General features: G+C 62.8%; 19 protein-coding genes. 12 read left to right on the plus strand and 7 right to left on the minus strand.

Annotated elements, in window-relative coordinates; genetic code table 11:
- Positions 1 to 63: 63 nt before the first annotated feature.
- Complete coding sequence (locus OOZ53_RS23335) at positions 64 to 1671, minus strand: SulP family inorganic anion transporter (protein WP_425499225.1); 1608 nt, start codon at positions 1669 to 1671, stop codon at positions 64 to 66.
- 238 nt (positions 1672 to 1909) lie between these two features.
- On the opposite strand from OOZ53_RS23335, the gene deoC reads away from it, so the two are divergent.
- From deoC to OOZ53_RS23360, 5 genes are all read left to right on the plus strand, one after another.
- Entirely contained in the window at positions 1910 to 2902 is a 993-nt protein-coding gene (deoC, locus tag OOZ53_RS23340; RefSeq protein WP_271092210.1) for a deoxyribose-phosphate aldolase, read from the plus strand.
- A 15-nt stretch (positions 2903 to 2917) separates the two neighbouring features.
- Positions 2918 to 5302 (plus strand): aldehyde dehydrogenase family protein, encoded by a 2385-nt coding sequence (locus tag OOZ53_RS23345; RefSeq protein ID WP_271092171.1) that lies wholly within the window; start codon positions 2918 to 2920, stop codon positions 5300 to 5302.
- Between the two features lies 1 nt (position 5303).
- Complete coding sequence (locus OOZ53_RS23350) at positions 5304 to 6005, plus strand: GntR family transcriptional regulator (protein ID WP_271092172.1); 702 nt, start codon at positions 5304 to 5306, stop codon at positions 6003 to 6005.
- A gap of 6 nt (positions 6006 to 6011) precedes the next feature.
- A complete protein-coding gene (locus OOZ53_RS23355) occupies positions 6012 to 6566 on the plus strand; it encodes a CAP domain-containing protein (RefSeq protein ID WP_271092174.1) in 555 nt (184 codons plus the stop codon).
- 97 nt (positions 6567 to 6663) lie between these two features.
- Positions 6664 to 7491, plus strand: coding sequence for an aspartyl/asparaginyl beta-hydroxylase domain-containing protein (locus OOZ53_RS23360; RefSeq protein WP_271092175.1), 828 nt, complete (start codon positions 6664 to 6666; stop codon positions 7489 to 7491).
- Here OOZ53_RS23360 and OOZ53_RS23365 read toward each other — a convergent pair whose 3' ends face one another.
- Genes OOZ53_RS23365 through OOZ53_RS23375 form a run of 3 tightly spaced genes read right to left on the minus strand, consistent with a single transcriptional unit; the run spans position 7492 to position 10279 of the window.
- On the minus strand, positions 7492 to 8847 hold the full coding sequence (locus tag OOZ53_RS23365) for an aminotransferase class III-fold pyridoxal phosphate-dependent enzyme (protein WP_271092176.1): 1356 nt from the start codon (positions 8845 to 8847) through the stop codon (positions 7492 to 7494). It lies immediately after the preceding gene.
- The gene (locus OOZ53_RS23370) at positions 8844 to 9503 is read right to left on the minus strand and encodes an HAD-IA family hydrolase (RefSeq protein WP_271092177.1); all 660 of its coding nucleotides are present in this window, start codon (positions 9501 to 9503) and stop codon (positions 8844 to 8846) included. Before OOZ53_RS23370 ends, OOZ53_RS23365 begins: the two co-directional genes overlap by 4 nt.
- Entirely contained in the window at positions 9500 to 10279 is a 780-nt protein-coding gene (locus OOZ53_RS23375; protein ID WP_271092178.1) for an IclR family transcriptional regulator, read from the minus strand. Before OOZ53_RS23375 ends, OOZ53_RS23370 begins: the two co-directional genes overlap by 4 nt.
- Positions 10280 to 10419: 140 nt before the next feature.
- Between OOZ53_RS23375 and OOZ53_RS23380 the strand changes: the two genes are divergently transcribed.
- The 5 genes from OOZ53_RS23380 to OOZ53_RS23400 are packed head-to-tail and all read left to right on the plus strand — an operon-like array spanning position 10420 to position 16188.
- Positions 10420 to 11355, plus strand: a complete 936-nt coding sequence (locus OOZ53_RS23380; protein WP_271092179.1) for a tripartite tricarboxylate transporter substrate binding protein — start codon at positions 10420 to 10422, stop codon at positions 11353 to 11355.
- 55 nt (positions 11356 to 11410) lie between these two features.
- Complete coding sequence (locus tag OOZ53_RS23385; protein WP_271092180.1) at positions 11411 to 11956, plus strand: tripartite tricarboxylate transporter TctB family protein; 546 nt, start codon at positions 11411 to 11413, stop codon at positions 11954 to 11956.
- A gap of 9 nt (positions 11957 to 11965) precedes the next feature.
- Positions 11966 to 13456, plus strand: coding sequence for a tripartite tricarboxylate transporter permease (locus OOZ53_RS23390; protein ID WP_271092181.1), 1491 nt, complete (start codon positions 11966 to 11968; stop codon positions 13454 to 13456).
- Positions 13449 to 14933 carry an aldehyde dehydrogenase gene (locus OOZ53_RS23395; protein ID WP_271092182.1) on the plus strand — a complete coding sequence of 495 codons (1485 nt, stop codon included), beginning with the start codon at positions 13449 to 13451 and terminating at the stop codon, positions 14931 to 14933. The genes OOZ53_RS23390 and OOZ53_RS23395 overlap by 8 nt, the downstream gene beginning before the upstream one ends.
- Before the next feature lie 22 nt (positions 14934 to 14955).
- Positions 14956 to 16188 carry a Tm-1-like ATP-binding domain-containing protein gene (locus OOZ53_RS23400; protein ID WP_271092183.1) on the plus strand — a complete coding sequence of 411 codons (1233 nt, stop codon included), beginning with the start codon at positions 14956 to 14958 and terminating at the stop codon, positions 16186 to 16188.
- Positions 16189 to 16206: 18 nt separating this feature from the next.
- Here OOZ53_RS23400 and OOZ53_RS23405 read toward each other — a convergent pair whose 3' ends face one another.
- The 3 genes from OOZ53_RS23405 to OOZ53_RS23415 all read right to left on the minus strand — a co-directional run bounded on the left by OOZ53_RS23405 (position 16207) and on the right by OOZ53_RS23415 (position 18246).
- Positions 16207 to 16923 (minus strand): pentapeptide repeat-containing protein, encoded by a 717-nt coding sequence (locus tag OOZ53_RS23405; protein WP_271092184.1) that lies wholly within the window; start codon positions 16921 to 16923, stop codon positions 16207 to 16209.
- Between the two features lie 110 nt (positions 16924 to 17033).
- The gene (locus OOZ53_RS23410) at positions 17034 to 17711 is read right to left on the minus strand and encodes a L,D-transpeptidase family protein (RefSeq protein ID WP_271092185.1); all 678 of its coding nucleotides are present in this window, start codon (positions 17709 to 17711) and stop codon (positions 17034 to 17036) included.
- 196 nt (positions 17712 to 17907) lie between these two features.
- Positions 17908 to 18246 (minus strand): hypothetical protein, encoded by a 339-nt coding sequence (locus OOZ53_RS23415; RefSeq protein WP_271092186.1) that lies wholly within the window; start codon positions 18244 to 18246, stop codon positions 17908 to 17910.
- A 168-nt stretch (positions 18247 to 18414) separates the two neighbouring features.
- Here OOZ53_RS23415 and OOZ53_RS23420 point away from each other — a divergent pair, with 168 nt between their 5' ends.
- Entirely contained in the window at positions 18415 to 19017 is a 603-nt protein-coding gene (locus OOZ53_RS23420; RefSeq protein ID WP_271092187.1) for a DedA family protein, read from the plus strand.
- Between the two features lie 166 nt (positions 19018 to 19183).
- A complete protein-coding gene (locus OOZ53_RS23425) occupies positions 19184 to 21091 on the plus strand; it encodes a PHA/PHB synthase family protein (RefSeq protein ID WP_271092188.1) in 1908 nt (635 codons plus the stop codon).
- Positions 21092 to 21096 lie beyond the last annotated feature (5 nt).

Consider the following 21096-nt stretch of genomic DNA (forward strand, 5'->3'; position numbering starts at 1 on the left):
CGATCTTCTGTGCCCTCGGAATCCGCCTGGCGCTTCAGGAAAGATAGCGCCCGGCGAAAGCTTTCAATGCGCTCCGCCGAAACGGCCGATGCGCACGCCATAGTGGACAGCAACGCCGTAATCGGGATCGTCGTCCGAATCGACCATCAACTGGCCGGCGCGGGCGAGCAGCATGTGACAGTCGCGCGAAAGGTGCTTCAGCTCCAGCCGGATGCCATGCTCCTGGTAACGCGCCGCCAGCGCGTCGATGGCCTGCAGAGCCGACTGGTCTACGACACGCGAATCCATGAAATCGACGATGACGCGCTCCGGGTCCGATCTCGGATCGAACAGCTCGAGAAACCCGGTGGCCGAACCGAAGAACAGCGGACCTTCAATGCGGTAGGTCTTCGTGTCGCCGCTCTCTTCGGTCTTGGCGCGGATGCGCGTCGCATTGTTCCAGGCATAGGCGAGAGCCGAAATGATCACGCCGGCGACGACGGCGATCGCCAGATCCGTCAGCACGGTGATGATGGTGACCAGCACGATCACGGCAGCGTCGGTGCGCGGCACCCGGGCGATGATGGTGAAGCTCTTCCAGGCAAAGGTGCCGATGACCACCATGAACATCACGCCGATAAGGGCTGCGAGCGGGATCTGCTCGATCAGCGACGAGGCGAACAGGATGAAGCTGAGCAGCAGCAGCGCGGCGGTTACGCCGGAGAGCCGCGTGCGCGCGCCCGATCCGACATTGATCATCGACTGACCGATCATGGCGCAGCCGCCCATGCCGCCGAAGAAACCGGTCACCACATTGGCGCCGCCCTGCGCCAAGCATTCCTGAGACGCGCCGCCGCGCGTGCCGGTCTTCTCGCCGACGAGGTTGAATGTCAGCAGGCTCTCGATGAGGCCGATGGCGGCGAAGATCACCGCATAGGGAAAGATGATCTTCAGCGTCTCGAAGGTCATCGGAACGGCGGGAATGGAAAAGGACGGCAGGCTGCCGCTGATCGATGCCATATCGCCGACCCGCGGCACCGGAATGTCGAAGGCGATGACGAGGCCCGCGACAACGAGAATGGCGGCAAGCGGCGCCGGCACGATCTTCGTTATTTTCGGAACGAAATGAATGACCGCCATGGTCAGGGCGACGAGGCCGAGCATATAGATGAGCGGCAGGCCGCCGATCCATTGCTTGATCCCGTCCGGGCCCGTCACCTTGAACTGCTCGAACTGGGCCAGGAAGATGACGATGGCAAGACCGTTGACGAAGCCCAGCATGACCGGATGCGGCACCAGCCGTATGAACTTGCCGAGATGGAAAATACCCGCCCCGATCTGAAGGATGCCCATCAGCACCACGGCCGCGAACAGATATTCGACGCCATGCGTCGCCACCAGTGACACCATGACCACGGCGAGCGCGCCGGTAGCGCCCGAGATCATGCCGGGGCGGCCGCCGAACAGCGACGTGATCAGGCAGACGATAAAGGCGGCGTACAGCCCGGTCAGCGGGTGGACGCCGGCGACAAAGGCGAATGCGACGGCTTCCGGCACCAGCGCCAGGGCGACGGTCAGGCCCGACAGGGTCTCGATGCGGATGCGGTCGGGCGTCATCGGCACGCGGAATTCACAGGGCGAGCGGACGAGGGGCAGCGCCTGGCTGAGCGCCGCGTAAGCGGGTTTGAACAAAGGATCGGGTCCGTTTTTATGATTGCATGGGCGAGTATCGCGCTCCTTATTGCACTGCACAATAAGAATGGCCAGCCCAAAATCGGCTGTGCATGGCTGCTCTGCGCTGCGCGCTTGAAACGATTTAGAGAATTCCGGTCCCGCCAGCCGGCTCCGCACCCGAAATATGCATACAAAGAACCTCTTGACTCCAAGTGTGATCACACATAACACCTCTCCCATGTCTGAAATCATCCCCATGGGCGATACCGGAACCTCGGCCCCCGGTCTCCACGGCAACGCGATTGCCCGCAATGCCGGCCACGCGCTGGAACTCGACTGGATCAACGAGATCCAGGTCAACCGTTCGGCGGTCGAGCGGCGTACCTCGACGCTCGGCGGGCGCCGCTCCGTCAAGAAGGACGCGCAGGCCGGCTGGCTTTTAAAGGCGATCACCTGCATCGATCTCACCACGCTGAACGGCGACGACACGGCCGCGCGCGTGCGCCGGCTTTGCGCCAAGGCAAGGCAGCCGGTCAGGCCGGATCTGCTGGAGGCGCTGGGCGTTGCCGACCGCAACATCACCACCGGCGCCGTCTGCGTCTATCACCGTTTCGTCGCCGAAGCCGTCGCCGCGCTCGATGGCACCTTCATTCCGGTCGCCGCGGTTTCCACCGGCTTTCCCGCCGGTCTTTCGCCCCACGACACCAAGCTGCGCGAGATCGAGGCATCGGTCGCCGACGGTGCGCACGAGATCGACATCGTCGTCACGCGCGAGCATGTCCTGACCGGCAACTGGCAGGCGCTTTACGACGAGATGCGCGACTATCGCGCCGCCTGCGGCGAAGCTCATGTCAAGGCGATCCTTGCCACCGGCGATCTGCGCACGCTGCGCAATGTCGCGCGCGCCTCGATGGTCTGCATGATGGCCGGCGCCGATTTCATCAAGACCTCGACCGGCAAGGAAACCGCCAACGCGACCCTTCCCGTCAGCCTCGTCATGCTGCGCATGATCCGGCACTACCAGGAGCGCACCGGCCATCTCGTTGGCTTCAAGCCGGCCGGCGGCATCTCCACAGCCAAGGATGTGCTCGCCTACCAGGTGCTGATGAAGGAGGAGCTGGGGCGGCGCTGGCTCGAACCGGATCTGTTGCGCTTTGGCGCGTCCTCGCTGCTTGCCGATATCGAGCGCCAGCTTGAGCACCATGTGACCGGCCGCTACTCGGCCTTCAACCGCCACCCGATGGCCTGATACGAGGCAAGCGCTATGTCTGTTGCAAACTATTTCGAATCCCTCGACTACGGCCTGGCACCGGAGGCCGACAGCAATGTCCGCGACTGGCTGAAGGGCCATGACGCATCCTTCGGCCATTTCATCGACGGGGCTTTCCGCCCCTCGAAGGATGGCAAGACCCTGTCCACCCGCGAGCCGGCGACCGGCGACGAACTGGCGAAGATCGCGCAGGGATCGGCCGAAGATGTCGATGACGCTGTCGCTGTCGCAACGAAGGCGCAAGCCTCCTGGGAAGGGCTGGGCGGCAAGGGCCGTGCCCGCCACATCTATGCGCTGGCGCGCATGGTGCAGCGCCATGCCCGACTCTTTGCGGTGCTGGAGGCGCTGGACAACGGCAAGCCGATCCGTGAAACGCGCGATCTCGACATTCCGCTGGTCGCCCGTCACTTCTATCATCATGCCGGCTGGGCCGAACTGCAGGACACGGAACTGGCCGACTACAAGCCCATCGGCGTCGTCGGCCAGATCATCCCGTGGAATTTCCCGCTGCTGATGCTCGCCTGGAAGGTGGCGCCGGCCCTGGCGCTGGGCAACACCGTTGTCTTGAAGCCCGCCGAAGCAACGCCTCTGACGGCGCTGCTGTTCGCCGAGCTTGCCGCCCGTTCCGGTCTTCCGGCAGGCGTTCTCAATGTGGTGACCGGCGACGGCGCGACCGGCGCGGCCCTGGTCAAGCATGACGGCGTCGGCAAGATCGCCTTCACCGGCTCGACCGAGGTCGGCCGCATCATCCGCGCCGAGACCGCCGGAAGCGGCAAGTCGCTGACGCTTGAACTCGGCGGCAAGTCGCCCTTCATCGTCTTTGACGACGCCGACATGGAAAGCGCCGTCGAGGGCGTTGTCGACGCCATCTGGTTCAACCAGGGCCAGGTCTGTTGTGCCGGCTCGCGCCTTCTCGTTCATGAGGGCATCCACGACCGCTTCATTGCCCGGCTGAAGGAGCGCATGAATGCGCTGCGTGTCGGACATCCGCTCGACAAGGCGATCGACATGGGCGCAATCATCGAGCAGAGCCAGCTGGAGCGGATCAGTGCCCTTGTCGGCAAGGGTGTCGAGGAAGGGGCGGAGGCCTATGTGCCCGACATTCAAACGCCCGAGAACGGATGCTTCTATCCGCCGACACTGCTGACCGGCGTCGAGCCGGCATCGACGGTGGCGACCGAAGAGATTTTCGGGCCTGTCATGGTCGCCATGTCCTTCCGCACGCCCGATGAGGCGGTGGCGCTTGCCAACAATACCCGCTACGGGCTGGCCGCCAGCGTCTGGAGCGAAAACATCAGCCTTGCCCTCGACATCGCGCCGCAGCTCAAGGCCGGCGTTGTCTGGGTCAACGCAACCAACCTCTTCGATGCCGGCGTCGGCTTCGGCGGATACCGCGAATCCGGCTATGGCCGCGAGGGCGGTCTTGAGGGCGCCTATGAATACCTGAAACCCAATGCGTGGTCGGCGCGCAAGCCGAGGAAGCCCGTTCCCCCGGTGCCGGTGGTCGAAGCGACGGACAGTTTCGAGCCGATGGCTGTCGACCGCACCGCCAAGCTCTATATCGGCGGCAAGCAGGTGCGGCCCGACGGCAACTATTCGCTGACCGTCATCTCGCCGAAAGGCAAGGTGATCGGCGAGATGGGCGAGGGCAACCGCAAGGATATCCGCAATGCCGTGCAGGCGGCGCGCAAGGCCGCCGGTTGGGCAACCGCCTCAACGCATCTGCGCGCCCAGATCCTCTATTATCTCGGCGAGAATCTTGCGGCCCGTACGGACGAGTTCGTCGCGCGCCTGTCGGCCATGACGGGTGTGAAGAAGACCGACGCCGAGCGGGAGGTTGAAACGGCGATCGGCCGGCTCTTCACTTACGCTGCCTGGGCCGACAAGTTCGACGGCGCCGTGCACAGTCCGCCCTTGCGGGGCGTGGCGCTCGCCATGAACGAGCCGATCGGCGTTGCCGGTGTCATCTGTCCGGACGAGGCGCCGCTCCTGAGCTTCGTCAGCCTCGTTGCGCCGCTGATGGCCATGGGCAACCGGGTCGTTGCCATTCCCAGCGAGCGCTATGGCCTCATCGCCGCCGATTTCTATCAGGTGCTGGAAACCTCAGACGTGCCCGCCGGCGTGCTCAACATCGTGACTGGCTACACAAAGGAGCTGGCCAGGACGCTCGCCGATCATGACGACGTCGATGCGGTCTGGGCTTTCGGCGATCGGGAGATATCGGAAATGGCCGAGGCCCGTTCGGTCGGCAACATGAAGCGTACCTTTGTCGATAACGGGCTTGCCACCAACTGGTACGATCCGAAGGTCGCGGAAGGCCGCCTGTTCCTGCGCAACGCCGTCCAGGTCAAGAATATCTGGATTCCCTATGGCGAATAGGATGGATTGGCCGGCCGATTCCAGCGGTCTGGAAACCGTCGAGCGCGCCACGCTGCAGGAGCAGATCTACCGGCAGCTGCGCGACCGCATCATGTCGGGCTTTTTCCAGCCAGGACAGGCGCTGAGCACACGTTCGGTCGCCGAGGCGGTCGGTGTGTCCGTCATGCCGGTGCGCGACGCCCTGCGCCGGCTCGAGGTGGAAAACGCGCTTGTCGTCGGACACAACCGCGCGCTGGAAATTCCGCGCCTCGATACCGAAACGCTGAACGAGATCAGCGCCACGCGCATTGCCCTTGAAGGGCTGGCAGTCGAGCGTGCGCAACCGGCGTTGGGACAGGCCGATATCGGCGCGCTCGAGGATATATGCGCGCAGATGACGGAAAGCATCCGGTCCGGCGACACCGATGGCTATCTTGCCGCCAACTGGGCCTTCCACAGCCGTATCTACCGGTGCGCCTCGGATGGCATCCTTTTGTCCTTTATCGAAAGCCTTTGGCTGCGCATGGGCCCCTATTTTCGCCTCACCGCAGGCGACCGGGCGCATCTGGACAACGCGATGATTATCCATCATGACATCGTCCAGGCACTGGAGAAGGGAGATGCGGCTTCCGCCCGTTCCGGTATTGTCGCCGATATCGAGGCGGCGGTACACGATCTGAGCGACTGGCTCGCTTCGGATACCGGCAGCGCGGCGGCCTCGTAGGGACCGATGAGATCATTGAATGCGACCCCGACATCAAGGGCGATGGCGGCCCTGCGCGTTGCGGCCTTCGTCGCCGCCGGCCTGCTGCTGACGGTCCTGTCCGCCTGCAGCATCACAGGCGACAGGAGCGCACAGGTAACGGACGTTCCGGTCAATCGCGGCGCGGCGCTCTCGCAGATCAATGCCTATCGGGCAAGCAACGGGCTGCCGCAGGTCACGCTCGATCCGCAGCTCGACGCCCTTTCGCAGGAGATGGCGCGTATCATCGCCCGCAACGACAGCATGAATACACGTCTCCATAGCGCGAGGGGACTGTCGGGACGGCTCGACCGCGGCGGTTATCCGACCTATGCGGGCGCGGAAAATCTCGGCGCCGGATACCGGACATTCGAGGAGGCGATGGTCGGCTGGAAGGGATCCGCCGACCATGACAAGAACCTCTTGAACAAGCACGTCACGCGCATCGGCATCGCGCGGTCGCAGCGGCCGGACGGCAAGTACCGCAATTTCTGGGTTCTTATTCTGGCAAGGCCCGTGGAAGACGGCAGGCCGGTTCTTTAGAAAAATCACAAATGTGCACTCGGCTCCGAAGGGGGCGTGACACCCTTCCGACAATCCGATAGACGGATTGCGTCAATAACCGACGAGCGGCCATTTCATGCAAGAGATTTCCGAAGAAGAAGACGTAATTCCCATGCGCAAGCGCGCGACCCGTATTCTGAGGATCGTGGTCCCGCTGGCGATCCTGCTTTATCTGCTTCCGGTGTTGACGATCGTTTTCCTGGTTTGCGGGCTTCTCGATGTCGGCCGGCACCGCCGGATCACAAAGCCGATCGCCAAGCTCTATTTCACCGGCAATGGAATCCCGACCTGGCTGCTTTCGCCGGTCAACCTGTTCTTTGACCTGATCTCATTCCGCAACAAATACGTCTACCGCCTCGAGGATTTTCCCGGGGAAGAGCGGGCTGAGATCGAGAGCGTCCTAAAAACCTTCGACGACAACAGGCAGGAGATCATTGCCGACGTCAAGGAGAAGATGGGCGAAAAGAAACGCGGAATGCTGTTCTACAAATGGTATGACAAGAACACGAACGACTCCGTCGCCGCGTTCAACGAGGACTTCACCTACGTGAAGACCATCGGCGTTTCCGCCTTCAGCGAGAAGGAGGCGACGTCACGGCACTTCGGACCGCTGCGCCTGACCATCCGGGTTCTCTACAACCTGACGCCCTTCGAAAGCGACAATGTCTATATCGAGGTGGACGGCAAGAAGCACTTCTGGCACGACGATCCGTTGTTCATTTTCGACGACACGCTGGAACACTGCTCGGTCAACCAGGAAGACCAGGAGCGCTACTGCGTCTTTGTCGATGTGCTGCGCCCGTCGAGTTTCCCGGGGCTGCAGAACGCCATCATGCGGATCCTGCAGACCATCTTCATCAACTTCAACGGCATCTTCTACAAGAACTGGTCGTTCCTGAAATAGCTATACGGCAGCCGCTAGACCCGCGTCCAGTCCGGCAAGGATACGGTCCACGTCTTCCTCGCTGATGATCAGCGGCGGCGACATCAGGATATTGTGGCCCGACACGCGCACCATGACGCCGTTTTCGTAGGCGACTTCCGCGACGGTTGACGCAACGGCCTTGTCGGCGGGCGCCTTTGTGGCGCGATCCGAGACAAGTTCGACTGCCGTCATCAGACCGTGGCCGCCCCGCACGTCGCCGATGAGCGCGTGCTTGTCCATCAGTTTGTGGACACCGGCGAACATCTGCTCGCCGCGCGCGGCCGCGTTTTCGGCGACGTTGAGCCGTTTCGTCTCGGCAAGGCAGGCGATGGCCGCGGCCGCACCGACCGGGTGGGCCGAATAGGTATAGCCGTGGCCGATATTGCCGGTGCCGGTCGTGTCGGCCTCGAAGGCCTCTGCGATGGTCTCGGAAATCATCGCCGCGCCGAAGGGGAAATAGCCGTTGGTGATGGCCTTTGCCAGGCACATCATGTCCGGCTTGACGCCCCAGTGGCGCGAGCCTGACCAGTGCCCGGTGCGGCCGAAGCCGGTAATCACCTCGTCAGCGATGAGCACGATACCGTTACGCGTGCAGATCTCCCGCACCATCGGCATGAAACTTTCATGCGGCGGAATGATGCCGCCGGCACCCAGCACCGGTTCCATGATGAAGGCGGCTATGGTTTCGGCGCCCTGGAAGGCGATCTCGTCCTCCAGCGCCTGCGCGCACAATTGCGCGAGCCGTGCCGGATCACTCTCGTTGAACGGGTTGCGGTAGGTGTAGGGCGCGGGGATGTGGTAGCAGCCCGGCAGCATCGGCTCATAGGCCGTGCGGAAACGCGCATTGCCGTTTACCGAGGCCCCGCCCATATGGGTGCCGTGATAGCCCTTTTTCAGGGACAGAAACTTGGTACGGCCCGGTTCGCCCCGGACCTTGTGGTACTGGCGCGCAAGGCGCAGGGCCGTTTCGACCGAATCGGAACCGCCCGAGGTGAAGAAGGCGCGGCCAAGCCCGTCGGCGCCGAACCATTCCTGCAATTCCCAGGAAAGCTCGATGGCGGCGTTGTTGGAGGTCCCGGCAAAGGCCGAATAATAGGGCAGGGCATCCAGTTGGCCCGAGATCGCCTGTTTGACCGGGTCGCACGAATAGCCGAGATTGACGTTCCACAGGCCGCCGACCGCGTCAACGGTCTCGTGCCCGTCAATATCGGTGATGCGCACGCCCGATGCGCCGGTGATGATCTGCGGTGTCTTGACCCTCAGCTGTCCGGGATGGCCCATCGGATGCCACAGGAACTTGGCGTTGTTTTCCTTCAGGAAATTCGAATCCTTCATGCGATTTCTCCTGTGATCTCGAGCAGGCCGAGCGCCTGCGCATAGCCGGCTGCGGGCTTCGATACGTCGAAATGGACGGTTTGCATGCCGACGGCTTTCGCGCCGGCAATGTTGCGCGCCTGGTCGTCGACAAAGACACAATCTGCCGCGGCGATGTTCAGCGCGTCGATGCAGGCCTCGTAGGCTCTGCGGTCGGGTTTGAGGATATGCGTGTAGGTCGCGTCATGAATGACGTCGAACGTCCGCAGAAACGGCAATTTGTTCCGGAATTCGGCGCCATAGAACAAATCGAGCTCGTTCGAAAGGATGGCGAGCGCAACGCCTGCATCACGGGCGCGGTCGATGGCGGAAATTGCTTCGGGGCGGATGACCGGCATCGGATCGGCGCCGCGCGCGGCAATGACGAACTGTGCCATTTCCGTCCAGTCTTTGCCGGCGAGTTCCGCGACTTCGCGCGTGCGCTGCTGCCAGTATTGCCGCTCGGTGATCTCATCGGCCTGCATCGATTGCCAGAGCGGGTCGCCGTCCGGGTCGAACGGCCCGCGCCATGTCAGCGTCCCGGCGGCAAGGCCAAGCGCCTTTTCCGTCAGCGCGTGGGTTTCGAACAGGGTGCGTGTGACGACGCCGCCGAAATCGAGCACAAGCGCTTTTCTCATGCTGCCGTCTCCTCGTTTCCGGCTTCGGGCGCTACACCACCCCAGGCTCTGGTAATGTCGCTTGCCGCTTTCCGGATGATCTTGTGGGCTTTGCTGCGGAACGCGTCGGTAACGCGCGAGGAGGGCGTTGCGATGCCGACGGCGCCTGTGACGCTGCCATCCGAGGCGAAAATCGGCCCCGCCATACCGTAAACGCCGTCCTCGAAAGCTTGGTCGATTTCCGCGATGCCGGTTTTCCGGACATTGTCGAGGTGCGAAAGAATCCTGGAGGCGTCGGTGATTGTGTGATCGGTGTAGCTGCGCAACGCGCCGGACAGCGCGGTTCGGGCCTCCTCGACCGGCATGTGGGCGAGGCAGGCGAGCCCGGAGGCCGATGCATGCAGCGGTATGCGTTCGCCCGCATCCATGTAAACGCGCATGGCGTGCGCGCTTGCCTCGATGAAGTCGATGGTCTCGAGGTGATTTTTGCCAAGCAGCAGCAGATGCACGGTCTCGCCGCTTTCGGCTGACATGCGTTCGAGGATCGGCTGGGCCGAAGCGCGCTGCGGAAGGCTGGCTTCCCTGATATGGGCCAGCCTCAACAGCGCGGGTCCGAGGCGGAAATCGCGGGTTTTCACATTCTGCTCGACAAAGCCGCGATCCGCCAATGCCGTCATCAGTCTGAGCACGGTTGCCTTGTCGTAGCCGGCCATGCGGGCCAGCTCGCTCAACCCGATCTCGGGTCGCGACTCTGAGAAAAAGTCCAGCAAAGACAGCGCTTTATCGACTGTTCCCATCGTTCACCGAATGCTCCTCCTCGTCGTGCATGTGTTTTTTCTTGACAGATAAGCGGATTCAATTCAAGCTAAAAATAAACCAGCGGTTCAAATATTAAACCGATAGATGAAAAATAGGATGCTTTTCCAGGGAGGATGATATGCGCAGACTGATTTCGACCGCCGCGATTGCGGCAATGGCGGCCACAAGCCTCGGAATGACGGCGGCAACGGCCGAATATCCGGAAAAACCGGTTTCCTTTGTCGTGCCGTTCCCGCCGGGCGATCTTGAAGACGTCATCACGCGGATGATTGCCGAGGATTTTCAGGCAAAATACGGTGTCGCGGCAGCCGTCATCAACAAGCCGTCCGACGGCGGACCGTTCCCGGGCGCCGCCGAAGTGGCCGTCGCGCCGCCGGATGGATACACCATCGGCTCCTTTGTCGTGGGCATTCCCGTTGTCGGCCCGCAGGTCGGCATTCCCGAGCTCAATCCGGACCCGTTCGAGCCGCTCGGCATTTTTGTCACCTATCCGTTCGTCATGGCATCGGCCAAGAACAGCGGCATCGACACGGTCGAAGACCTGAAGGGAACCGACGACAAGGTGCTTGGCCATTTCGGCTCATTCCTCATTCCCACGCAGGTGTCCTTTGCCATGGCAAAGCAGATGGGTTTCGAGTGGGGATCCGAGGCGGCCTTTGACGCGCTCGACTGCAACACGCTGGCATCGGGCGATGTCGACGTGATCAACACCACGCTGCAGCTCATCCTGCCGTGCCTTGAGGATGTCAATGTGATCGCCTCGATCACCGGCGAGCGCATCGCCAAGACCCCCGACACGCCGACCGTCGGCGAACTCGATCCGAGCCTTGCCATATCGCTGTGGAACGGCCTGTTCGTTCACAAGGACACGCCGCAGGACGTGCGCGACAAGATCATTGCCGTCGCCAGCGAGACCGTGATGTCGGACCGCGCCCAGGAAGTCGCCAGGAACACCGGTGCGCAGATCTACTGGCTCGGCGCCGATGAATCGGCCGCGCAGATCCAGAAGGACATCGCCACCACGGCCGCCATCGAAAAGATGATTGCCAACTAGGCTTGCGTGGTCGCTGCGCGGGCAGCGGCCGCCATCTGCCGGGGGAGCGATGGCCATGACGGACAGGACGCCCGATGTCGACGAGATCGCCGCCTCCGAGCGGCTGGGCGGCGACCGGTATTTTGCCTTTGCGATACTGGTGCTGTCGGCCGGTCTGCTCGCCCTGATCGGCGATCAGACCCAGTGGAAGGGCAACAAGGGCCTTCTCAACGAGCCGGCGTTCTGGCCGGGCTTGAGCCTGATCGGCATGACGGTCTGCGCCGCCCTCTATCTCGTACAGTCCCTTTCCGCGCACCGCTTTGCCGCATGGGACCGGCGTGAATTGCTGGTGTGGGTCCGCTGCATCGAATATCCGCTCTGGTTCATGGCCTATGTCTTCATCGTGCCGGTCGTCGGCTATCTGCCGACTTCCGTGATCTTCTGTCCGCTGCTGGCGCGGCGCATGGGCTACCGCTCGGCGCGCGCGCTGTTGTCGGCGGCCTTGATGGGCGCAGCCATCGTCATGCTCTTCAAGGGGTTGCTTCAGGTCCGCGTCCCGGGCGGTGCGGTCTACGAAGCCCTGCCGGACGGGCTGCGCAATTTCATGATCCTCTATCTGTGAGCGGCGGCCATGGACGTTCTGTTTGACGGATTATCGATCTTGGCCCGCTGGGATGTCGTTGCAGCGCTGCTGATCGGCTCGGTCGGCGGCGTCATCATCGGCGCCATCCCCGGCGTCGGCGCGGCGGTGGCGATCGCCATCCTGCTTCCTGCCACCTTCTCCTTCGATCCGATCGTCGGCTTGACGGTTCTTCTCGGCATATATGGCTCGTCCATGTATGGCGGCTCGATACCGGCGATCCTGATCAACACGCCCGGCACGGCCGTCAACGCGCTCACCACCTATGACGGCTATCCGATGACCAGGCGCGGCGAGGGACGGCGCGCTCTCAGCCTTGCCTATTCGGCATCCTTCTTCGGCGGCATATTCTCGGTCCTGTGCCTTATCGTCCTGTCGCCGCTGCTTGCTGCCATCGCGCCGCATTTCGGCTCGCGCGAGATCTTCCTGGCGGCGCTTCTGGGTCTTGTGCTTGCCGTCGTCGTGCACCGCGGACAGACGGTCATCGCCGCCTTCCTGGTGTTCTTCGGCATCTTCATCAACACCATCGGTCTGCATACGGCGACGCTCACGCGTCGCTTCACCTTCGAGCTGAATTTCCTCGCCTCGGGCATCGACCTCATTGTCGTTGTCCTCGGGCTGTTCGCGCTCAGCCAGGCCTTTGTCCTGCTTGTCGCGCGCGACGACAGCCCCAAGGCCGCGCCGGTCAGCGGCGGGCTTTTCCAGGGACTGGGCGAATTGTTCAAATTTCCCGGGACCGCCTCGGCGTCCTCCGGTTTCGGCGTCGTGATGGGCATGATCCCCGGTGTCGGCGAGTTCATGGCGCAGTTCCTGTCCTATACTTTCGCGCAGCGCCGCTCCAAGACGCCGGAAAAATTCGGCGACGGCGCGCCAGAGGGTCTGATTGCGTCCGAGGCCGCCAACAACGCGGTGCCGGGCGCGGCGATGATCCCGCTGCTGGCGCTTGGCGTGCCGGGCGAGGCGCTGACCGCGATGATGCTGTCGGTGTTCTACGTGCACAATGTCGTGCCCGGCCCGCAGCTCTTCCAGAACCAGATGGACTTCGTCATGGCGCTCTATCTGGCGCTGCTGATCCTCAATGTGATGGTGTTGATCTTCCTGCTGTTCTCCACCAACACGCTGTTGCAGGTGATCCGCATTCCGACCCGGTTCCTTGGCGTCATGATCCTGACGCTTGCCTTTGTCGGCGTCTACTCCCTGCGTAACAGCGTCTGGGATTGCGCCATCGCCGCCGTTTTCGGCTTTATCGGCTTTGTCTTGAAGCGGCTGCAACTGCCGATCGTTCCGATCATCCTCGGCATGGTGCTCGGGCGCATCATGGAGGTGAAGCTCAGGGCCTCCATGGCGCGGGTGAAGACGCCGCTGGACTTTATCGACCGGCCGATCGCCTTCATCCTGTTCTGCGCCATCGTCATCATCATCGTCATGCACATCAGGACACAGCTGAAGAGCCGCAAAACGGAGACAAACCAAAATGCTTGACCAGCAGCGTATCGATACCCTGCGAAGCGAACCCGTAGCGGCGCGAAAACTGTTCATTGACGGTCAGTGGCAATCCGGCAGCGGCGGCGTGCTCGAGGTGCTGAGCCCGATCGACGGGTCCGTGCTGACGACCATCGAGCGCGCATCCGCCGATGACATGACGCGGGCGATCGCTTCAGCGCGTACCGCCTTCGACGATGGCCGCTGGTCGCGGCTTGCCCCGGCCGGCCGCAAGAAGGTGCTGCACCGGCTCGCCGACCTGATCGAACGCGAGGCGCTGGCCCTGTCGGTACTCGGCGTGCGCGACAACGGCACGGAAATCAACATGGCCTTCAAGGCCGAAAGCGGCTCGGCCGCCGGCACATTCCGCTACTACGCCGAGGCCATCGACAAGGTCTATGGCGAGATCGCGCCGACAGATGAAAACATCCTGGCGCTGGTTCACAAGGAGCCGGTCGGCGTCGTCGGCGCGATCGTGCCCTGGAATTTCCCGCTGATGATCGGCGCCTGGAAGATCGCTCCGGCCCTGGCCGCCGGCAACAGCATCGTCCTGAAGCCCGCGGAAACCGCGTCATTGTCGCTGCTGCGGCTGGCCGAACTCGCATCGGAGGCCGGCCTGCCGGACGGCGTCTTCAATGTCGTCACCGGCAAGGGTTCGGTCGTCGGCGAGGCGTTGGCCCTGTCGATGGATGTCGACGTGCTGGCTTTCACCGGTTCGGGAGCGACGGGCCGTCGTCTGCTTGAATATGCGGCGCGTTCCAACCTGAAACGTTGCTATCTGGAGCTCGGCGGCAAGTCCCCCAACATCGTCTTTGCAGATGCGCCGGACCTCGACCGGGCGGCCGGCGTCTCGGCATCCGGCATCTTCCGCAATTCGGGTCAGGTCTGCGTCGCCGGCTCGCGCCTGCTGGTCCAGCGCGAGATCCATGACGATTTCGTTGCCGCGCTGGCAAAGCGCGCCGAGGCCTTCCGGGTCGGCGATCCGCTCGACCTTGGCAGCGATATCGGCGCCGTCAACAGCCTCGCCCAGCTCGAAGGTGATCTCGCATTCGTCGCCACGGCTGAGAAGGAGGGCGCCGAGCGCGTGACCGGAGGCAACAGGATCCTCGAGGACACAGGCGGCTATTACATGCAGCCGACCGTGCTGACGGGCGTCGGCCCGCGCGATACGGTCGCCCAGGAGGAAGTGTTCGGCCCGGTGCTGGCCGTGATCCCCTTTGACAGCGAGGACGAAGCCATTGCCATCGCCAATGACAGCAATTTCGGACTTGCCGGCGCGGTCTGGACGTCCGACCTTTCCCGCGCCCATCGCATGGTCCGGCGCGTCAAGACGGGTGTCATCCACGTCAACACCTATGGCGGCGCCGATGCCACCGTGCCGCTGGGCGGCGTGAAACAGTCCGGCAACGGCCACGACAAGTCGCTGCATGCGCTGGACAAGTATTTTGATCTGAAGACGGCCTGGATTCAGCTCTAGACCGAAGAAACGGGATTGCGCCATGTCTGACAAGACGATCCTCGTCATAGGCACCTATGACACCAAGGACGATGAACTGAACTATGTGGCCTCCCGCATCAAGGCGCAGGGCGGCAAGGTCCTGACCATGGATGTCAGCGTGCTCGGCGATCCGGCCACCCCGACCGACTATTCCAAACACGCGGTCGCCGAGGCCGGTGGATCGTCGATCCGGGCGGCGATCGATTCGGGCGATGAAAACACCGCCATGCAGATCATGGCCGAAGGCTGCGCTGCGCTCTGCCTGAAACTGTGGCACGACCGCATGTTCGATGGCGTGATCATGCTCGGCGGCTCGATGGGAACGGATCTGGCGCTGGATGTGACGGCCGCGCTGCCCGTCGGCGTTCCGAAATACATCGTCTCAACGGTCTCTTTCTCGCCCATGCTGCCGCCGGAACGCCTGGCGCCGGACGTGCAGATGATCCTGTGGGCCGGCGGTCTCTACGGGCTCAACGCGATCTGCAAATCCTCGCTGTCGCAGGCCGCCGGTGCCGTGCTCGGCGCGGCGCGCGCGGTCGAGACGCTGCCGCGCGAGCGTCCGCTGGTCGGCATGACGAGCCTCGGCTCCAGCGCCTTGCGCTACATGCTGCGGCTGAAGCCGGCACTGGAGGAGCGCGGTTTCGACCTCGCCGTCTTCCACGCGACGGGCATGGGCGGGCGCGCCTTTGAAGGCCTTGCAGCTCAGGGCGCTTTTGTCTGCGTCATGGATTTCTGCACCCAGGAGGTCGGCAATCACATTCACGGATCGAACATATCGGCCGGACCGGACAGGCTGACGTCGGCGGGCCGTGAGGGTGTGCCGCAGATCGTCTCGGCCGGTTGCTACGATCTTGTCGACATCGTCGCCTGGCAGGGTGTTCCCGACAAATGGTCCGGCCACCCGAACCACACCCACAACCGGCTGATCAATTCCATTGTGCTGAATGACGAGGAGCGCCGCGCCGTTGCCCGCGCCCATTGCGAGCGCCTTGCCGGAGCGCAAGGCCCGACGGCGTTCCTGATGCCGAACAGGGGCTTCGGCGAATGGGACCGGGAAGGCGCTGACCTTCATGATCCCGCAGGTCTCGGTTCTTTCCTGGATGAAATGCGCAGCCATGTGCCGGCAAATGTCGATTTCAGGGAACTCGACTGCCACATAAACGACGATGGGTTTGCCGACGAAGCGCTTCAGATCTTCGACCGCTGGCGCGAGGAGGGGGTTATCTCCGTGTAACGGCTCTTAGCGCTACCGCTAATTCACCGCATCGTCATCGCATGGCCAGCTTTGCGGCGCTTTGAGACCGGCCGGCAGGACCGTCTTGGAATCGCCGCAGCTCAGTTCAAGCTGCGCATCGGAAAGACCGAGCGCATTGCTGAGATCCTGTCCCTCGAAACGCGCTAGAAACAGATAGGCGGAATCGAAATTGACGCCGGTGCCCAGCCTGGCGGTGCGAAAATCGGCCCGCGCCAGGATGGCGAAGTTGAAATCAACGTTCCCAAGGCTGGTGCCGGAAAAATCCGACCGTCCGAGTTCTGCTTTTGAGAAGTCGACATTCTTCAATGTCGACCCCGTGAAATCGGCTCTTTGCATCTCCGATTTCTCGAAATCCGCGCCCGTCAGATTTGTGTTGTGAAAGCGTGTGCGGTAGCCGAGCGCGCGCGACAGGTTGGCGCCCTTGAGGCTTGAATCGTCAAGATGCGAGCGCACCAGGGTCGCCTTGGTCAGGTTCGCACCGTCGAGATTGGAATCGCGCAAATCCGTTGTCGAAAGATCAGTGCCGCTCATATTCGCGTCACTCAGATCGGTGCCCCGCAGAATAAGGTTGCTCTTTCGGCAGTCAGCCCAATCAACGCCCGCCCTGGGGCTGTCGGAACATCCCGCCATTGCTGGCGTGGTGAAACCCGTCATCGCGGCGATGGCCGCGGTCGCAAGGGTTGTCGGGATAAGGCTTTGCCGAGAGACGGACATGGGATCGCTCCAAGGGGCTGTGAACCGGATGGAAAGGCCGGTTTGATGTCAACATAATGAAGATATGTGTGCGGAGCCGCCCGTTGCAAGTCGGTTCCGCACAAGGATCTTCAAGTCACGACGATTTTCGCGTTCGTCGGCACCCGCCCGTACAGATGAATGACGTCCTGGTTCATCATCCGCACGCAGCCGCTCGAGACCGCCTTGCCGATTGTCCAGTATTCCGGCGTGCCGTGAATGCGGTACAGCGTGTCGACATTGCCCTGGAAGATATAGAGCGCCCGCGCACCCAGCGGATTGTTGAGGCCGGGCGGCATGCCGCCGTTCCGCACGCTCCATTTTTCCAGTTCGGGTTGCCGGCGGATCATGCTGTCCGGCGGCGTCCATTTCGGCCACGCCTGCTTCCAGGCGACCCGTGCGCGCCCGGACCATTCGAAGCCGGCGCGTCCGAGCCCGACGCCGTAGCGCATGGCCCGCCGGTCGCTTTCCACCAGATAGAGATAGAAGGTGCGGGTGTCGACAACGATGGTTCCGGGTGCTTCCGGACCGCGATAGGCCACCTGCCGGCGGTAATACTGCTTCGGCACCCGGCTGATATCCACCGCCGGGATTGGGAAGCGCTCGTCCCGAACGGGACCGTACATCAGTGCATAATTGCTTGTGGCGCGCGGCAGCACGACGTCTGTGTCGGGCTCTGCGGTCGACGTGCAGCCGGCAAGCGCGAGCCCGCCGAGGCTTGCCGAGCCTGTAAGGAACTGCCGGCGGTTCATTTGGTTTGCGAATGCCATGGCTTTGTTTCCCGATTTCGAGATAGACCCGTGGCTGCTTGCCCGGATCGTCGCTCATGCTGATCCATAGTCTGGCGAAGACTGTTCAACCCCTGTTGGCAGTGGCAGGCCGTCCCGCGGCCAAGTCAGCAAACGAGGCTGAAATTCTTCGCATTGGTGATTGGTGGAGCCGGCGGCAACCGGCTGATGTCGCAGGTCAGACGATGGGAGGACGAAACTGTGCCTTGCCCGCCAGCCAGTCAGGCAACAGGCTGACCGTCCCGCCGTAACCGGTACCGAGGCCGGTAATGTTCATGTCGCAGCTTGCCGGCAGGAAAGAGCAGTCCACGGAACAGGGCGTCGCCGATCCCGATTTGGCAATCGCGTCCGGGCAGCATTGTGTGGTCGGCTTCGCCGCCGCATCGCCGGCGTTGATGAAGGCCGCTTCCTGAAAAGCGGATGCCTTTGCCACGGACTGCGTGAACGGTCCTTGCGCCGCCGAAGCGACGGTCGCCGAAAACACCAGCAACAGTAGCGCACAAAGCCAGTTCATCATGGCTGGTTCTTAGCGCAGTGGACGTTCAATTGCCACCGCGTCCGGATCACGCAGTCGTGAAGAGGACTGTGCTGTGGATGGCTCCTGTGGAGCAGTGCTGCGCCCTGTGTTATCTCTTGCTTTGTGTAACGCGGCCAACGGGAAAGACGGACACAGGTGCCATCGTGGTTGTCACATCTTGAACCGCTTGTGCGCGAGTTCGGCCTGCCGGGCCTTTTTATCGACGTCATGCTGGAAGCTCTTGGCCTGCCGCTGCCCGGCGAGACGCTGATCATCGTCGCCTCCGGACTTGCGGCGCTCGGCCAGATGAACATCATGGCTGTCGCTTTGACGGCCTTTGCTGCAGCCGTGGTCGGCGACAATATCGGCTACCTGATCGGCCGGAAGCTGGGGCGGCCGTTGATCGTGCGCCACGGCAGCCGTTTCGGCATCACCCATGACCGGCTGGCCGCCGCCGAGGACCTGATCCAGAAACGCGGACCGATCGTCGTGGCCTTCGCGCGCTTCTTTGTCCTTCTTCGGCAATTGAACGGCATCGCCGCCGGTTGCGCCGGCATGCACTGGTTGCGGTTCCTCGCCGCCAATATGGTCGGTGCGGCGATGTGGGTCGGCCTGTGGTCGAGCCTCGCCTATCATTTCGGCAAGGACACTTCGATCCTGCCGCGCATCTGGCACCAGCTCTCCGCGATCGCCATGATCGCGGTCCCCGCCATCATTCTTGTGCTGGCCATCGCCGCTCTTTTGTTCTGGTGGCGGCGGCGCTCGCGCTGACGCCCCGCCATCATTTGCAGCGCGCCTATTGCAGTGCAAAATATCCTGCATATCTAAACGCCATAATGCTGAATTCCTTGGCGTGGTTTGCTTTTGCGCCGCAACAACTGTCGTAATTCTGTGAAATAGGAAGTTCACTGTTAAGCGGCAGGAAGGAGCCGGATTGATGTCGTCAAAATCGCTTTCGCGCGACCGCAGGAAATCCGCGGCCGCAAAACGGACGAACGGCAAGCGTCCGGCCGGTCATGCGGACCTGCCGGAAACGCTTCGCAGTGCGCTGAAGAACCCGTCCGAGACGCCGCGTGAACCGGCGCCCGCCGAGGCCGCGCCCGATCGTGATTCCCCCGCATCGAAAGACTACGAAGACGTTCTTGACCGCTCGCTGCGCGCAACGACGGCCCATTTCACGGCGGCGGTCTCGCCTGCCGCCATTGCCGGCGCGTTTCTTGACTGGTCCGTGCACCTGTCGACACTGCCGGGAAAGCAGATGCAGCTTGCCGAAAAGGCTTTTCGCAAGGGAGCGCGCCTGTCCGGTTACGCGAGCCGGAGCATGCTTGCCTCCGAGCATGTCGAGCCCTGCATCGAGCCGTTGCCGGGAGATCGCCGTTTTCGCAACGAGGCGTGGCAGAGCTGGCCGTTCAACATCCTGCACCAGTCGTTCCTGCTCAATCAGCAGTGGTGGCACAATGCCACCACCGGTGTGCGCGGCGTGACGAAGCAGCACGAAAACGTCGTTTCTTTCGCCATGCGGCAGCTTCTCGACATGGCCTCGCCCTCCAACTTCCCGATGACCAATCCTGAGGTACTGGCGCGGACCCGGGAGGAGGGCGGCATGAACCTGGTGCGCGGTTGCCAATATTTCATCGAGGATTGGCAGCGCGCGGTCACCGGCGGGAAACCCGCTGGAACAAAGGCGTTTGAACTCGGCACGGACCTCGCCGCCACGCCGGGCAAAGTCGTCTATCGCAACCGTTTGATCGAGCTGATCCAGTACGAGCCGACGACGGAGAATGTGCATCCCGAACCGATCCTGATCGTGCCGGCCTGGATCATGAAATACTACATCCTGGACCTGTCGCCGCAGAACTCGCTCGTTCGTTATCTGACCGCCCAGGGTTTCACGGTTTTCATCATATCGTGGAAGAACCCCGATACGGACGATCGCGATCTCGGCATGGATGACTACAGAACACTCGGCATCATGGATGCGCTGGACACGGCCTGCACGGTAGCGGGCAGCGAAAAGGTGCACGCGATCGGCTATTGTCTTGGCGGCACGCTCCTGTCCATCGCTGCCGCCGCGATGGCCCGCGATGGCGACGATCGCCTTGCGACGGTTTCACTGTTCGCCGCGCAGACGGACTTCACCGAGGCCGGTGAATTGATGCTGTTCATCGATGAGAGCCAGGTCAGCTTCCTGGAAGACATGATGTGGGAGCAGGGCTATCTCGACACCAGCCAGATGGCCGGCGCGTTCCAGCTCCTGCGGTCCAACGATCTCATCTGGTCGCGCGCTGTGCACAACTATCTGATGGGCGAGCGCGACCCGATGAACGACCTGATGGCCTGGAACGCCGACGCGACCCGCATGCCCTACCGCATGCACTCGGAATATCTTCGCCGGCTGTTCCTCGACAACGACCTTGCGGAGGGGCACTACGAGGTCGGCGGCGGACCGGTGACGATCTCGGACATTCGCGCGCCGATTTTCGCCGTCGGCACGGAAAGAGACCATGTCGCGCCGTGGCACTCCGTCTACAAGCTCAATCTCCTGACGGATACCGAGGTCACATTCGTGCTGACCAGCGGCGGCCACAATGCCGGAATCGTATCGGAGCCCGGCCACCCGCGCCGCCACTACCGCCTGGCGACGCGGCCGCATGACGGACTTTATGTCGATCCGGATGCATGGGTTGCAGGCAACGCGCCGAAGGACGGCTCCTGGTGGCCCGAACTTGCAGCCTGGCTGAAGGCGCGCTCGGGAAGTCCCGTGGCGCCGCCGGCCATGGGCGCACCCGGTGCCGGGATCGAACCGCTGGCCGATGCGCCCGGCACCTATGTCCACATGAGCTGAAGGGA

Source organism: Allohoeflea poritis (assembly GCF_027889715.1).
Taxonomy (GTDB): Bacteria; Pseudomonadota; Alphaproteobacteria; order Rhizobiales; family Rhizobiaceae; genus Hoeflea_A; species Hoeflea_A poritis.